11 protein-coding genes are annotated in these 14,768 nt (G+C 58.9%); 5 read left to right on the forward strand and 6 right to left on the reverse strand.

Features of this window, described 5'->3' with window-relative positions; translation table 11 throughout:
- The 4 genes from ACSQ3J_RS19765 (at window position 1) to ACSQ3J_RS19780 (ending at window position 7,317) form a co-directional block, all read left to right on the forward strand.
- On the forward strand, window positions 1-3,255 hold the full coding sequence (locus tag ACSQ3J_RS19765; RefSeq protein ID WP_060505193.1) for a c-type cytochrome: 3,255 nt from the start codon (window positions 1-3) through the stop codon (window positions 3,253-3,255).
- Between the two features lie 70 nt (window positions 3,256-3,325).
- Complete coding sequence (locus tag ACSQ3J_RS19770; protein WP_060505194.1) at window positions 3,326-4,222, forward strand: OmpA family protein; 897 nt, start codon at window positions 3,326-3,328, stop codon at window positions 4,220-4,222.
- Window positions 4,223-5,761: a caspase family protein gene (locus ACSQ3J_RS19775; RefSeq protein WP_060505195.1), complete on the forward strand. Its 1,539-nt coding sequence runs from the start codon at window positions 4,223-4,225 to the stop codon at window positions 5,759-5,761.
- Window positions 5,761-7,317 (forward strand): caspase family protein, encoded by a 1,557-nt coding sequence (locus ACSQ3J_RS19780; protein ID WP_060505196.1) that lies wholly within the window; start codon window positions 5,761-5,763, stop codon window positions 7,315-7,317. Before ACSQ3J_RS19775 ends, ACSQ3J_RS19780 begins: the two co-directional genes overlap by 1 nt.
- An 83-nt stretch (window positions 7,318-7,400) precedes the next feature.
- Here the strand turns inward: ACSQ3J_RS19780 and ACSQ3J_RS19785 are convergent, their stop codons facing one another.
- The 4 genes from ACSQ3J_RS19785 to ACSQ3J_RS19800 all read right to left on the reverse strand — a co-directional run bounded on the left by ACSQ3J_RS19785 (window position 7,401) and on the right by ACSQ3J_RS19800 (window position 11,673).
- A complete protein-coding gene (locus ACSQ3J_RS19785) occupies window positions 7,401-8,177 on the reverse strand; it encodes an amino acid ABC transporter ATP-binding protein (protein ID WP_037100902.1) in 777 nt (258 codons plus the stop codon).
- Between the two features lie 17 nt (window positions 8,178-8,194).
- Window positions 8,195-9,352, reverse strand: a complete 1,158-nt coding sequence (locus ACSQ3J_RS19790) for an amino acid ABC transporter permease (RefSeq protein ID WP_060505197.1) — start codon at window positions 9,350-9,352, stop codon at window positions 8,195-8,197.
- Between the two features lie 4 nt (window positions 9,353-9,356).
- Window positions 9,357-10,550 (reverse strand): amino acid ABC transporter permease, encoded by a 1,194-nt coding sequence (locus ACSQ3J_RS19795; protein ID WP_060505198.1) that lies wholly within the window; start codon window positions 10,548-10,550, stop codon window positions 9,357-9,359.
- 97 nt (window positions 10,551-10,647) lie between these two features.
- Complete coding sequence (locus ACSQ3J_RS19800) at window positions 10,648-11,673, reverse strand: amino acid ABC transporter substrate-binding protein (RefSeq protein WP_060505199.1); 1,026 nt, start codon at window positions 11,671-11,673, stop codon at window positions 10,648-10,650.
- 346 nt (window positions 11,674-12,019) lie between these two features.
- Here ACSQ3J_RS19800 and ACSQ3J_RS19805 point away from each other — a divergent pair, with 346 nt between their 5' ends.
- Window positions 12,020-13,210, forward strand: a complete 1,191-nt coding sequence (locus ACSQ3J_RS19805) for a cystathionine beta-lyase (RefSeq protein WP_060505200.1) — start codon at window positions 12,020-12,022, stop codon at window positions 13,208-13,210.
- A 3-nt stretch (window positions 13,211-13,213) separates the two neighbouring features.
- Here the strand turns inward: ACSQ3J_RS19805 and ACSQ3J_RS19810 are convergent, their stop codons facing one another.
- The gene (locus tag ACSQ3J_RS19810) at window positions 13,214-14,374 is read right to left on the reverse strand and encodes an FAD-dependent monooxygenase (protein WP_436039961.1); all 1,161 of its coding nucleotides are present in this window, start codon (window positions 14,372-14,374) and stop codon (window positions 13,214-13,216) included.
- An 18-nt stretch (window positions 14,375-14,392) separates the two neighbouring features.
- Window positions 14,393-14,638: a zinc-finger domain-containing protein gene (locus ACSQ3J_RS19815; protein WP_018325189.1), complete on the reverse strand. Its 246-nt coding sequence runs from the start codon at window positions 14,636-14,638 to the stop codon at window positions 14,393-14,395.
- Window positions 14,639-14,768 lie beyond the last annotated feature (130 nt).

Consider the following 14,768-nt stretch of genomic DNA (forward strand, 5'->3'; position numbering starts at 1 on the left):
ATGCGCATGTTCGATCAATTGTCCGGTAAAATGACCCATAGTCCCAGCCTGTCGCGTCATGTTCTAGCGATAGGGGCTATCGTGCTGGCGTTGACCCAATGTCCAAGCGCCGTATCGGCCCGCGATGCTTTTTCTGACGATGCCTATGCGACCTACAAGGCCAATACCGACAACGGCAAATATCTGTTCAACGCATCCGGTTGTGCCGCTTGCCATGGGTCTGTCAGGAATTCCGAGGTCCTGTCCGGTGGACTTGAGATGGATACGGCGATCGGAAAATTCTACGCGCCGAATATTTCGCCCCATGCCAATGGCATCGGCGGCTGGAGCAATGCCCAGTTCCTCAATGCGGTGATGCAAGGGATCGACCGCGAGGGCAACAATCTTTATCCGGTCATGCCCTATACCGCCTATGGCGGCATGAAGCCGGAGGATGTGCTCGACATCAAGGCCTATATCGACACGCTCATTGCATCCGATGCCGTGTCGCAGGACCATGAGATCGCTTTTCCCTATAGCCGCCAGACGACGATTACGCTGTGGAAGCGCAGTCATTTCAATGTGCCGGAATATCAGTCTCGTGAAGAAACGCAGATGGAGCGGGGCCGCTATCTCGTCGAGAACGTCGGCGGTTGTGGCGATTGCCACACGCCGCGCACCACGACCTATGGTCTCGACATGGAAAACGCCTATACGGGGGAAAAGGGACTGACAGGTGCTGTTGCCCCGGACATTTCCAAGACGCGTATGGCAGGCCTTGCCTCGCCGGACGTGTTTACCGTCGGGCTGATCGATGAAGGTAAAAAGCTGTCGGGTGCGCCGCTGACCGATCCGGTGATGCGCGAAATCGCCCATGGGCTTTCCGCATTGACCGAGAAGGATCGTACGGCGATCTACGCCTTTCTGTCCGACCGTGAGGTCAAGCCACCGCAGCCGGTGGCGCAATCGGCAACCGCCGTCTGCAAGGAAAGCACACCCGCATCTGCGCTCGCCGGTGACAATGCTGGCCTTGCAACGCAGGCCGATGCCTTCATCGGCAAATATTGCCGCAATTGCCATGGTCCGGGTGAAAGTTCGCAAGGATCCTATCCGGCCGGCGATCTCAGCTCGATTGCGGCCGATGCGGCCTTCGTTGTTCCGGGCGATGCTGCAAAATCCCGCCTGTTCACCTCGGTGACCAGCGGCCGCATGCCGCTCGGCAAGCGTCCGACCGCCGAAGAGGTGAAAAGCCTCGAGGACTGGATCAACTCGCTCAAACAATCCGACCTGCCGCAGACGGCGGCAAGCAAGCCTGAGCGTACACGGCCCATGCTCTCCTATCGCGATTTCATCGAGGCCGGGCTGAAGGATATTTCCAAGGTCAACGATCTCGACCGGCAATACATGCGCTATTTCTCCTACCGCAACCAGTACAATGGCATGATGGGCTGCGAGGAGGACAAGACGTTCATGAAGCGCATGGACGTTCTGGCTGGCGGCTTCAAGAAACTGCTGAATTCGCTGTCTTATGGTCCGAAACTGGTCTTGCCGCAGGAAGTGGAGGGCACCAACGGACTGATGGTGCGGGTCGATCTGCGCGACCTGCAATGGACTGCCGACGACTATAATTTCCTGATCTCGCAATATGTCTATGGTATCGATCCCGGCAGCGATGCGTCGCTTCTGGCGCTGACCAAGGAGACGGATACCGTCCTGCCGGTCATGCGCATCGACTGGTTCATGGCCAATGCGGCCAAGCCGAAGATTTACAACCAGCTGATGAAGCTTCCGACCCATATCCGCGAGCTGGAACAGCGGTTCCAGATCAACGTGGACGACAATATCCGCCGCCGCCAGGTGTTGCGTGCGGGGTTTGCCGACGGATCGTCCGGTGTTTCCGATCATAACCGCATGCTTGAGCGTCATGAGATGCCGTTCGGCGGCTATTACTGGAAATCCTACGATTTCGGCGGCGATGTCGGACGTCAGGTTCTGAAGCGCTTTCCGCAGGGGCCGAAGGAACTGGAACCGTTCGACGGCGGGCTGACGGCGTTCGAACATGATGGCGGCGAAATGATCTTCTCGCTGCCGAACGGGCTGCAGGGCTATTACCTGTCGACGGCGGCAGGCAAGCAGCTGGATATCGGTCCGACCTCGATCGTGTCCTTCCGCAAGCGGCCGATCGGCAAGGGCGTCGAGATCGTCAACGCCCGCTCGTGCTTTGATTGCCATGCCAATGGTATCCTGTCGAAGCGTGATCAGTTGCGCGAGCATATCCAGACATCGACGCTGTTCAGCAAGGATCAGCAGGCCATTCTGCTCGACATGTATGTGCCGCAGGAAGAGCTTGATGCGGCGTATAACAAGGACCGGCAGCGCTTCGTCGAGGCACTGGTCAAGCTGGGGGTAACCGAGCCGACGCCGGACGGCAGCGCCCAAAGCATGCAGGCTCCGGGCAATGCCGAGCTCGTCACCTATTTCGGCGACAAGTATGAGGACGAGCTCGATTTCGATGCGCTGGCCGCCGAGTTCGACATGACCCCGGCTGAGCTTTCCGCAGCGATCCGGCGGGTGGAGGATGTCGATACGTTACGGCTCGGTATCGATTGGGTGACGACGCTGGAAGCCGGTGGCACCATCCCGCGCGCCGAAGTCGAACAGCAGTTTCCGCTGCTTTTGCATCCGCTGATGCAGTTGAAGCCGCTCGATACGACCACCGTCCATTTGGCGGTGACCAGCCAAAGCCAGGAGGTCGCAGGTCAGACGGCGCAGCAGGATTATGTCAAGCCTGAGACGGTTGCAGCCGCGATACCGGCCTACCGCCAGGAACAGCCAGCAGGTGGCAACAAGCTCGAACTGGCGCTGCATGTCGCGACGACCACTGCAAAAGTCGGTGATCAATTGTCGTTCGAGTTGAGCACGAACAAGGCCTGCGAACTGCAGATCCTCTATGTCGAGGAGACCGGCAATGTCGAGGTCATCCCCGATGAAATGATTGGCAACACGACGCTGCAAACGGGCGAAAAGCGGCAGATCCCGCAGCCGGGGACGGGCAACCTGACGTTCGACACACCGGCACCGGCCGAAACCATGATCGCCTATTGCCGCGAAGGAGGGCTGGGCGACCAGAAACTCTCGGTCGAGCGGGCGCGCCAGCTGGTGGCGCAATCGCATCTGCCGCCGACGCGCGGACTGGCGATCAACCTCGCCAAGAAGGCGCAGGACGACAAGGGCGCGAGCGGCCTGCAGGTGGTGACGTTTGAGATCAGGCAATAGCGGACTGGCCGGACGCCGAATGCCGTCCGGCCAGTTTGCAATTATTTGGAATAGCTTGGGAATACATGTGATGACATTGAAGGTTTTGGCAGGGGCATCGCTGCTGGCATTTTTCTTCGCTGGGACGGCGTCTGCGGCCTGCGATGCCTTGGCGCAAATTGCCGATGCCACCAATGCCGGAAACGAGGCACTGGCAAAACAGATCGCCGGGATGCCAAAGCCCGGCTGCACAGATGACCACAAGGCGATGATCAACCGTGTGGCGGCGCTCGCCTCCTTCAACCGGATCGTCGGTGCTGTCGGGCAAGGTGCCAATCTGGCAGATTTCGAGCACGAACTAGAGACGATCCGCACCAGCAATTCGGCTCCCTGGCAAGTGTTTGACGCGCTTGGTGATATCAATCGCGACCGGCGGGATTATGAAACGGCGGCACGCTACTACCAGTTGGCGTTGGAGGATGCCGCCAATGAAATGCTGACGCCGCAGTGGATGGCGCCGGATGAGTCCTATATCGTCCGGCTGGATCATATGGCCACCGAAATGCGGCTGGCGGCCCCTAAGCCCGTCAAGCTTGCCATGCGCGGCGGTTGCAAGATCAGCTATCGCGGTGTGTCGCTGAAGAAAAAATCGACGCCGGTGCGCTACGTGTTCGGCACGGCGGAGTTCACGCCGGAAGGAGTGGAATCGGCGAAAGACCTGTCGGAATGCCTGAAGTCGGTCAAGCCGAAAGCAATCACCCTGATCGGTCATACGGACCCGATCGGCACGGCCGAGGCAAACCGGGTGCTGTCGCTGCAACGGGCCGAGGCGCTGGCGCACTATCTCGTTGCAGAAGGCTACGCAGGCACCTGGACCACGATTGGCAAGGGCGAGGACGAGCCGTTCAAGGCCGATGATGCCAGCGCCTATGATGAGGAAACCCTCAATCAGATGAACCGGCGTGTCGAAGTCGATGTGGAGAACTGAATGATGCTGCGCCGGCTGGCTCTTGCTCTGCTGATCTCTGTTGTGCCGCTCGGTGCCGCATCGGCCAAGACCTTTGCCTTGATCGTCGGCATTGATGCCTATCCCTACGAAGTCAGCCTGGATGGCGCCGTCAAGGACGCCAAGGACGTGGAAGGTGCGCTAAGACGGGCAGGCGTCGATCAGGTGACGACGTTTTTTGATGCCGCCGCCCGCAAGGACGACATTCGCGCCGCCTGGGCCGGCTTCGTCGGCGGTGCGGTCAAGGGTGACACGATCATCTTCACCTATGCCGGACATGGTTCGCAAATGCCAGAGCTTGTTGCCGGTGATGAGGCGGACGGGCTGGACGAATTTCTGCAGCTGCCGGGCTTCGACCGCAGCCGCGCCGAAGAAACAGAACATGAAATCATCGTCGACAATGAGCTGAATGCCTGGTTTTCGGAAGCCGAGGCCAAGGGCGTGCAGGTTCTGTTTGTCTCCGACAGTTGCCATTCCGGCGGTATGAGCCGGTCGTTTTCCGGCAAGACACGGCTTGCCCAGGCGGTCACGGTCAAATTGCCGCCGCCATCGGAGGAGGCGGTGTCGGGTGCCGAGGTAAGAGAGACGCAGTTCCGCAATGTGACGGTCCTTGCCGCTTCCCTGGAGAGCCAGCCGTCGCCTGAGGTCATCATCGACGGCGAGCCGCGCGGTGCCCTAAGCTGGAGCTTTGCCCGCGCGGTGGAAGGGTCGGCGGACCGCAATGGCGACGGCCGCCTTTCCCGCGTCGAGTTGGAAGACTATGTCTTCGCCAATGTGAAGACCCAGTCGGAGGCATTGCAGGTGCCGAATTTCACGCCGCAACTGCCGCGATCCGAGGATGAGGTGGTGATGCCACTAAGTCGGAGCGTGGCCGCCACAATCCAACCAGCGGCAAAAAAGACCTATAAAACCGTTCGCGAAACCGGCTGGAATGGCAAGCTGGCGCTGTCAGTCGAGGAGGCTGATATTGTGCTGGAGAATACCGGCGGTACAGGTGTGCCCTATCGCTGGGATGCCGCCAGCGGTATTTTTTACACCCCGAATGGCGACGTTGCTGGTGAACATATCGATGCCAGTATGGTTCAAGCGGTCGTCAACAAGTTCATCCTGCTTGATTTTCTGAAAATCATGGCAAGCCAGAACCCGGGAATGGTGTCGCTGATCCCGCAAAAGGACATCTATGCCGGTGGCGACAAGATCTCCTTCGATGCGCCAGCGTCAGGGTACAGGAACATGGTGGTGTTCAATCTTGCCAATACCGGGCAGGTGCAGTTGCTGGACGTCCAGTCGGAAGGGACGGCAAGTGCTGAGTTCAAGCTCAGCAATCTGCAGGTTGTCGAACCGTTTGGCGCCGACCATCTGATCGTGATCGCCACCAATGAACCGGTTGATGCGATTGGCGCGGCACTGGCCAGCAAGAGCATCGATGCGGCCACGGTTTTGCAGCTTCTCACCAGCCGCATCGACGGCACCGACACCACTGTGGCCATCCAGCCGCTCTATACGCGGGAGAGGCTGTGATGACCGGTTTCCGCATGACTGTCTCTGCAGGCCTGTGGTGCCTGGCATCGTTGGCCGCGCTAACCACAGCGGCAAAGGCGGAAGATCGGGCGCTGGTGATCGGCATCGGCACCTACGAAAACTTGCCGCAGGACATGTTTCTGCATGGGCCGAAAAACGACGTAAAGGCAATTCAGGCGCTTTTGACGGGCACGTTGAATTTCAAGCCCGAGGCGATCCGGGTTCTGACGGATGAAAAGGCCACAAGGCACGCAATGCTGTCGTCCATGGACGAATGGCTGGTTGCCGGAACAGCCCCCGGCGACCGCGTCTATCTCTATTTTTCCGGGCATGGCCTGCAGGTCAAGGACACCGGCGGTGATGAGGAAGACGGAATGGATGAGGCCATTTCGACCTATGATATCAAGGCCGGCGACGACGACTGGACGAATGTCATTCTCGATGACGAGCTTGAGGCGGTTCTGGAGAAATTGAAGGGCAGGGCGGTGACGCTGGTGATCGATGCCTGCCATTCCGGCACGATATCGCGGTCATTGTCGCCGCAGGCGGTGTCCGGCTTGCAAGGTGCGCGCTACCTGCCGCGCCCGTTTGCCAAGGCAGACAAGCAACCGTCGACCCGGGGCCTTCGCATCGATCTCGGCGTTGTCGATAAACCCACGCAATTGACGGCCGGTGGCCTGACCGCGTGGAGTGCCGCCGCTGCCTATCAGGTCGCCTGGGACGATGTCCGGTTGCCGATCGAAGACCGGCACGGTGTTTTTACATCCGCTTACATAGCCGGCTACGCACCGGGAGAATCCGATGCGAATGGCAACGGCCTTGTCAGCAATGCCGAGCTCTTCGAATACGTGACCCGGAAATCGAAGGAGTATTGCTTGACGCTGGAGGATTGCGACAATCTCGATCCGCAGCTGGAAAGCGTGCCGGACGTCCTCGGTGTAAGCATCGCCAAGCCGGAGCCATACAAAACAGAACAGGCGGCGGCGGATCAGCGTCACGACAAGCCCGAGCCGGTTTATCAGGAGGCCAAGGTCGAGGCTGGTGGAGTCCCGGCTTATGTCGATGCCGATCCCGTCACGGCGATTGGAGATATCGTCGGCAAGGCGGATACCGGCGACGTCACGGTGTCGCTCGATACCGGCTCGAAGCTGAAGAAGGGGCAGCCATTCAAGATTTCTGTCACGAGCCAATATGACGGCAATCTCGTCCTTCTGGACGTGAACCGCGAGGGCATGGCGACGCAAATCTTCCCGAACGACATGGCCCAGAAAATCACGCCGCTTTCGGCCGGTTCGACATTGACGATACCGGATGACTATTACGGCTTCGATTTCGAGGCTGACGGTCAAGGCGAAAATATGCTGGTCGCCATCGTTGTCAGCGATCCGGTGGATTTGAAGGATACCGTCCCATCGGCGCAGGGCCTGACAGCCGAACTCGATGCCCGGCATTCTCTGAGCGAAATTATCGCAAGACTTCAGACAGCCTGGACTGGAGATGCCGAAAACCGCGGCGTGCGCTGGTCTTTGGGAACGTTGAAATACACGGTCGAGTAATGGCCGCAAACGAGTCTGGAATCAAAAAAGGCCCGCGGTGAATGCCGCGGGCCTTTTTGATTCAACGATGGAACTACTCAGCCTCAGTGCAGGATCTGGCTGAGGAACAGCTTGGTGCGTTCATGCTGCGGGTTGTCGAAGAATGCCGCCGGCTCGTTCTGTTCGACGATCTGGCCCTGGTCCATGAAAATCACGCGGTTGGCGACCTGGCGGGCAAAGCCCATTTCGTGCGTCACGCAGATCATCGTCATGCCTTCTTCGGCAAGGCCGACCATGGTGTCGAGCACTTCCTTGATCATTTCCGGGTCGAGCGCCGAGGTCGGCTCATCGAACAGCATGACGCGCGGATTCATGCAGAGCGATCGGGCAATTGCCACACGCTGCTGCTGACCGCCGGACAGCTGGCCCGGATATTTGTGGGCCTGCTCAGGGATCTTGACGCGCTTGAGGAAGTGCATGGCGACTTCTTCCGCCTGCTTCTTCGGCATCTTGCGCACCCAGATCGGCGCCAGGGTGCAGTTTTCCAGAATGGTCAGATGCGGGAAGAGGTTGAAGTGCTGGAACACCATGCCGACTTCGCGGCGCACTTCGTCGATCTTCTTCAGGTCATTCGTCAGCTCGATGCCGTCAACGACGATCTTGCCCTTCTGGTGTTCTTCCAGCCGGTTGATGCAGCGGATCATCGTGGATTTGCCCGAACCGGACGGGCCGGCAACGACGATGCGCTCGCCGCGCATGACCTTCAGGTTGATGTCGCGCAGAACGTGGAAATCCCCATACCACTTGTTCATGCCGGCGATTTCGACGGCGACATCCGTGGATGACACTTCCATTGTTAGCGGTTTGGCTTCAGCGGCCATAATATTCTCCCTCATTGTTATCTTTTGTGACCCTTGTCGAGCCTTCGTTCCATGAACCCTGAATAGCGCGACATGCCAAAGCAGAAAAGCCAGAAAACGAATCCGGCAAAAACAAGTCCCGACAGCGGCGTGACCGGCGATGCCCAGTTGGCGTCCGAGAAATTCTGGCGGACGATGCCGAGCAGATCGAACATACCGATGATCGACACCAGCGATGTATCCTTGAACAGGCCGATGAACGTGTTGACGATACCCGGAATGACCAGTTTCAGCGCCTGGGGCAGGATGATCAGCCGCATCTTCTGCCAGTAGCTCAAGCCCAGCGAATCAGCACCTTCGGCCTGCCCCTTCGGGATTGCCTGCAGGCCGCCGCGCACCACTTCCGCCATATAGGCGGAGGCAAACAGCGAGACGCCGATCAGTGCGCGCAGGAATTTATCAAAGGTCATGCCCTGCGGCAGGAACAGCGGCAGCATGACACTGGCCATGAACAGCACGGTGATCAGCGGAATACCGCGGACGAGCTCGATGAACGTGGTGCAGAGCAGGCGGATGACGGGCATCGTCGATCGCCGGCCAAGCGCCAGAACAATACCGAGCGGCAACGACACCGCGATACCGACGAAGGACAGGATCAGCGTGACCATCAGGCCACCCCAAAGCGCAGTTTCCACATAGGGAAGACCAAGCACGCCGCCGATCAGGATGAAGAACGATATGACCGGAAGGACACCAAACAGCAGGATGGCGTTTAGTCCCTTATACGGGATTTTCGGGATCAGGATCGGGACGAGAAGCGTCACGAACAAGACGCCGACCAACATGGGGCGCCAGCGTTCATCGATCGGATAGCGCCCGAACATGAACACATCGAATTTTGCGGTGACGAAAGCCCAGCATGCGCCACTCCAGCCCTCCAGCTGCGAGCCGCCTTGGGCGACGGTCGCGCAAACACCCCGCCCGCCGCCGGTCCAGGACGCGTCGATAAACAGCCATTTGATGGCGGGCGGCAGAAACCAGGCAAGTGCCAGGACGGCGATGATCGTCATCACCGCATCCAGCGGTGTTGCGAGCAGGTTTTTGCGGATCCAGGCGATATAGCCTTTGTCGAGTACCGGTGGCGCCGATTGGTCGATCATGGCGGTGCGGACGAAATTGGTCTGGTGCGTGTTCATGATCTTATCTCTCCACCAGTGCCATCTTGGCGTTGAACCAGTTCATGAGCAACGATGTCGACAGGCTGAGCGTCAGGTAGACGACAATCCAGATGGTGACGACTTCGATCGCCTGGCCGGTCTGGTTGAGGATGGTGCCTCCGGTCGATACGAGGTCGGAATAGCCGATGGCGATGGCAAGCGACGAGTTTTTCGTCAGATTGAGATACTGGCTGGTCAGCGGTGGAATGATGATCCGCATGGCCTGCGGAACGACGACGAGGCGAGTGGTTAGCCCTGGCCGGATACCAAGCGCGTGTGCTGCTTCCGACTGCCCATGGCTGACGCCACGAATGCCGGCCCGAACGATTTCGGCGATGAACGAGGCCGTGTAGAACGACAGCGCCAGGAACAGCGAGAGGAATTCAGGCCCGACGACGGACCCGCCGGTCAGGTTGAACTTGCCGGCAACCGGCACATCGAAGGAAATCGGCATTCCCGCCGCGAAGTAGGCCAGCAACGGCAGGCCGATCACCAGGCCAAGTACCGTCCACAGCACCGGCATGCGTTGACCTGTTTCCATCTGCTTCTTGTTCGCATAGCGCGAAAACAGGACGCTGCCGATCACCGCAATGACAAGCGCAAGAAGGATGTACTGCGAGCCGCTATCGAAAACCGGCCGCGGAAACGCCAAGCCACGGTTGTTGACATACATGTCAAATGGCAGCGCCAGCGATTCCCGTGGCTGTGGGAGAACAGCGAGAACGCCGGAGTACCAGAAGAAGATAACCAGCAGCGGCGGTATGTTGCGGAACACCTCGACATAGACCATCGACAGCTTGGCAATCAGCCAGTTCTTCGACAGACGGCCGATACCGACCAGAAAACCGATGATCGTGGAGGTGATAATACCTGCAACAGCAACGAGAATGGTGTTGAGAAAACCGACGACGAGTGCGCGGCCATAAGTCGAATCGCTGGAATAAGCGATCAGCGATTGCCCCACATCAAAGCCGGCCCGTCCGTTCAGGAAGCCGTAGCCTGATGCGATATTGGCGCGTTTCAAGTTTTCGATGGTGTTGGCCGTCACCCAATAGATGAAGAGAACCAGCAGCAGTAATGTCACGGCCTGGTAGATAAAGCCGCGGATTTTGGGATCGTTCAGAATTGAACCGGCCGGCTTGTCCTTCCCGGACGGAGTCGTGGCGTCAATCGACATAATAGAGCCTCTTCATTCCCCTGATCGCCCTGTTTCGAGCGATTCTTATTTTTGGGAAGGAAAGCGGCCGGAGCCGCTTTCCCGATGTCAAATGGTCTTAACGGACTGGCGGTGCGTACTGGATGCCGCCCTTGCTCCAAAGCGCGTTCAGGCCGCGTTCGATTTTCAGCGGGCTGCCTGCACCGATGTTGCGGTCGAATACTTCGCCATAGTTGCCCACGGCCTTGATGATCTTCACGGCCCAATCGTTTTCGAGGCCGAGGTCGGTACCGATCTTGGTATCTGCCTCAACGCCGAGGAAGCGCTGGATGTCCGGGTTTGTCGACTTCTTCATTTCCTCGACGTTAGCCGAAGTGATGCCGAAGTCTTCCGCACCGACGAGCGCGTAGTGAACCCAGCTGACAATGTCAAACCACTGGTCGTCACCCTGGCGGACGGCCGGGCCAAGCGGCTCCTTGGAAATGATTTCCGGGAGAATCATGTGATCGTCCGGGGCAGCCAGCGTCAGACGCAGCGAATACAGGCCCGACTGGTCGGTCGTGTAGACATCGCAACGGCCTGCGTCATAGGCAGCGTTCACTTCTTCGAGCTTTTCGAAAACAACCGGGTTGTACTGAAGGTTGTTGGCCTTGAAGTAGTCGGCAAGGTTCAACTCGGTCGTCGTGCCGGTCTGCACGCAAACGGCAGCGCCGGACAGTTCAAGCGCCGACTTCACGTTGAGCGACTTGCGGACCATGAAGCCCTGGCCGTCATAGTAATTGACCGGGCGGAAGTTGAAGCCGAGCGCGGTATCGCGGTTGATTGTCCAGGTCGTGTTACGGGCCAGAACATCGACTTCACCCGACTGGAGAGCCGGGAAACGGTCCTTGGCGGAGGTCGGTGTGTACTTGACCTTGGTCGGGTCACCGAAAATGGCGGCAGCAATCGCCTTGCAATAATCGACGTCGAAGCCGCTCCAGTTGCCGGACGCGTCCGGGGAGGCGAAGCCGGTCAGGCCAGTGTTGACGCCGCATTGAAGGAAACCCTTCGCCTTAACGTCGCTGAGCGTCGTTGCCGATGCTGCCTGGGCGCCAATCCCCATGACGGCAGCGCCGATCAGCGCTGTCAGAATTCTTTTAGCCATTTTAGAACCTTTTTCTGTTGTCTTTGTTCTTAATCCCCACGGCTGCGCTTGGTAGGCGAAGCTACGGCCCCCGCCACCCTCCTGGCGCGAGTACTGTCTATCTCATGCTCAAAACAGCGCAGGGTCAAGACACGTTGCCGATTTTCCGGGCTGCACCGGCATAATCGTTGATTGCGCCGTATGTTTAGGCAGTTTTTGACTGTTTGATGCACGTTTTTGTTCAAAAATCCGCCAGAAATTCAATTTTCCACGCTTGCGCCAGGGGGCCGTGACGGAAGTCCCTTGACCCTTCCGTCTGGGAGGCGGAAGAGTGTCCGGACATGAAATTTCACAAGCGGACCTTCCCATGAAAGAAAAGAATGATCTTCTCGCCGGCGCCGGCGTGAACACCCGGCTGTCGCATATCGGCAATTCGCCATCCGACTTTCATGGTTTCGTCAATCCACCCGTGGTGCACGCCTCTACTGTCTTGTTTCCAAACGCAAAAGCCATGGAAACCAAGTCGCAGAAATACACCTATGGCACGCGTGGAACGCCGACGACGGATGCGTTGTGCGAAGCGATCGACGCTCTGGAAGGTTCGGCGGGCACGATCCTTGTGCCGTCTGGCCTGGCTGCCGTCACCATACCTTTCCTGGCTTTTCTGTCGGCCGGTGATCATGCGTTGATCGTCGATTCGGTCTATTTCCCGACCCGGCATTTCTGCGACACGATGCTGAAAAGGCTTGGCGTCGCCGTCGAGTATTACGATCCGATGGTTGGCGCTGCCATCGAAAGCCTGATCAAGCCCAACACCAAGCTGGTTCACACAGAAGCACCGGGTTCCAACACTTTTGAGATGCAGGATATTCGCGCGATTTCAGCTGTCGCCCATCGCCATGGCTGCGTGGTGACGATGGATAACACCTGGGCGACGCCGCTTTATTTCAAGCCGCTCGATCATGGTGTCGACATATCGATCCATGCCGCGACGAAGTATCCGTCCGGTCATTCCGATATCCTGATGGGAACGGTGTCTGCCAATGCCGCACATTGGGAGCAATTGCTGGAGGCGCACGGCGCTCTTGGCATTTGCGGCGCACCCGATGACAGCTACCAGATCCTGCGCGGGCTGCGCACGATGGGCATCCGTCTTGAGCGCCACCAGGAAAGCACGCTCAACATCGCCCGCTGGCTGGAAGAGCGTGACGACGTGGCGCGCGTCCTGCATCCGGCCTTGCCGAGCTTTCCTGGCCATGACCTGTGGAAGCGGGATTTTACCGGCTCCAGCGGCATCTTCTCCTTCGTTCTCAAGGCCGGTAGCCCGGAACAATTCAAACCAAAGGCCCATGCCTTCCTCGATGCGCTGTCGCTTTTTGGGCTCGGCTGGTCCTGGGGTGGTTTTGAAAGCCTTGCTGTTCACGTCGGCCTGTCCGACCGCAAGGTCTGCAAGGCGCCAAGCGAAGGCCCGGTCATCCGGCTGCAGATCGGGCTTGAGGATGTTGTTGACCTGCGCAAAGACATCGAAGCGGGATTTGCGGCGGCAAAGGCCGTCTGATCGTCAGTCTTTTGGCTCGTATCCATAGAGCCAGTCGAAATCGGCGGCCAGACTTTCCGGCCGCCGCAACGACAGGACAAGATCACGCCCGAGCCGTATGGGGCCGCGGGCGTGATAGGCAAAACGGTTGAAGGCGCCGCGGGAGCGGACACGTGCCACGCGGCTTTTGCGGTGGTCGGCAAAGGCGGCAAGTGGCTTTCCGCCGGCCACGAATGATGCAAGCTCGAAGGCATCCTCGATCGCCATCGCGGCGCCCTGCGCGGCAAACGGCATCATCGCATGGGCTGCGTCACCGATCAGGGCAACCTCGTCGCCGCGATACCAGGCACCGGCAGTCACTTCGTAGAGTGGCCAGATGACCGGCTCGACCGCGTGCCGCAACAAATCGGCAATCTGAGGGTGCCAGCCGGAAAAGGCTCCCAGCAACCGCTGCCGGCTTGTTTCTGGGGGCAGGGTGCTGTCCCATGTTTCTCCGGGATTGGTGCCGCTGGTAATCGCCACCACGTTGAAACTGCGCGCGCGCTGCAAGGGATAAACGACAAGATGCGAGCCGATGCCGAGAAATGCGGTGACTTTGGTCGCGTCGAAAAATGCCGGCGCCTCGGCCTCACCGAGCGTAAAACGCCAGGCGACATTTCCGGAAAAGACTGCCTTTCCAGTTCCTTCTAAGGTTTTCCTGACTTTTGACCAGACGCCATCTGCTCCAACCACAAGGCGCGGTTGGATGCCTGTCATCCGTGCGATTCCGTGTTGCGCGGTATCGTCGATTGCCGTGCCGAGATGAAGGGTGCACAGGGGATTAGCCGTTACCGCGTCAAGCAACGCCTGCTGCAGGTCGGCCCTGTGTAGAACGCCATAAGGCGATTTCCAGCGATTGCGCGCGAACTGGCCGGATGGGACGGAAGCGATCGTCCGCAGCGATACACCGCTGACGAGGGTGATTGCCTGCGGTTCGCTCCACACCTTTTCCATTTGCGGAAGAAGCCCGAGCTTCGTCAGGATTCGCGTTGCATTGGGAGATAGCTGCAGCCCGGCGCCCGCCTCGCTGAGGATGGCCGTCCGTTCGAAGATCTCAGAGGCAATGCCCCTGTGGGCAAGACTGAGGGCAGCCGTCAGACCGGCTATGCCGGCGCCGGCAATCACGACGGGCTGGTGGCTGTTCATGCGGGGAGCGTTTGCCGCTCAGGCCGCCTTTGCATTGAACGTGCAGCCGTCCGGGACCGTCTGGTCCGCATGGAGCTTGGCGTTGTAGCGATACAGCGTCGAGCAGTAGGAGCAGACTTTTTCGTTGTCGTCGCCCATGTCGATATAGATGTGCGGATGATCGAAGGGCACAGACGCACCCGTGCACATGAATTCCTTGACGCCGATCTCGATGACCGCGTGGCCGCCATCGTTTTGAAAGTGGGGAATACCGTGCCCGGCCATGTCATGCTCCGTCGTATAGAAGAATAGTCGAATTTGGCCGCACCATAGAAAGCTTTGCGTCAAAAGTGTAGCGGCAAAGATGCCGCGCCTGCGGGTTTTTTGGTGTGCCGGGGTTTTCCCGGCGCTGCCG

This window comes from Rhizobium sp. LjRoot98, assembly GCF_964252935.1.
In the GTDB taxonomy this organism is placed as follows: domain Bacteria; phylum Pseudomonadota; class Alphaproteobacteria; order Rhizobiales; family Rhizobiaceae; genus Pararhizobium.

Excerpts from the sequence above, each read along its gene's own strand:
- ACSQ3J_RS19765 (WP_060505193.1), top strand. The coding sequence starts at position 1 with ATGCGCATGTTCGATCAATTGTCCGGTAAAATGACCCATAGTCCCAGC.
- ACSQ3J_RS19770 (WP_060505194.1), top strand. The coding sequence starts at position 3,326 with ATGACATTGAAGGTTTTGGCAGGGGCATCGCTGCTGGCATTTTTCTTC.
- ACSQ3J_RS19775 (WP_060505195.1), top strand. The coding sequence starts at position 4,223 with ATGATGCTGCGCCGGCTGGCTCTTGCTCTGCTGATCTCTGTTGTGCCG.
- ACSQ3J_RS19780 (WP_060505196.1), top strand. The coding sequence starts at position 5,761 with ATGACCGGTTTCCGCATGACTGTCTCTGCAGGCCTGTGGTGCCTGGCA.
- ACSQ3J_RS19785 (WP_037100902.1), bottom strand. The coding sequence starts at position 8,177 with ATGGCCGCTGAAGCCAAACCGCTAACAATGGAAGTGTCATCCACGGAT.
- ACSQ3J_RS19790 (WP_060505197.1), bottom strand. The coding sequence starts at position 9,352 with ATGAACACGCACCAGACCAATTTCGTCCGCACCGCCATGATCGACCAA.
- ACSQ3J_RS19795 (WP_060505198.1), bottom strand. The coding sequence starts at position 10,550 with ATGTCGATTGACGCCACGACTCCGTCCGGGAAGGACAAGCCGGCCGGT.
- ACSQ3J_RS19800 (WP_060505199.1), bottom strand. The coding sequence starts at position 11,673 with ATGGCTAAAAGAATTCTGACAGCGCTGATCGGCGCTGCCGTCATGGGG.
- ACSQ3J_RS19805 (WP_060505200.1), top strand. The coding sequence starts at position 12,020 with ATGAAAGAAAAGAATGATCTTCTCGCCGGCGCCGGCGTGAACACCCGG.
- ACSQ3J_RS19810 (WP_436039961.1), bottom strand. The coding sequence starts at position 14,374 with ATGAACAGCCACCAGCCCGTCGTGATTGCCGGCGCCGGCATAGCCGGT.
- ACSQ3J_RS19815 (WP_018325189.1), bottom strand. The coding sequence starts at position 14,638 with ATGGCCGGGCACGGTATTCCCCACTTTCAAAACGATGGCGGCCACGCG.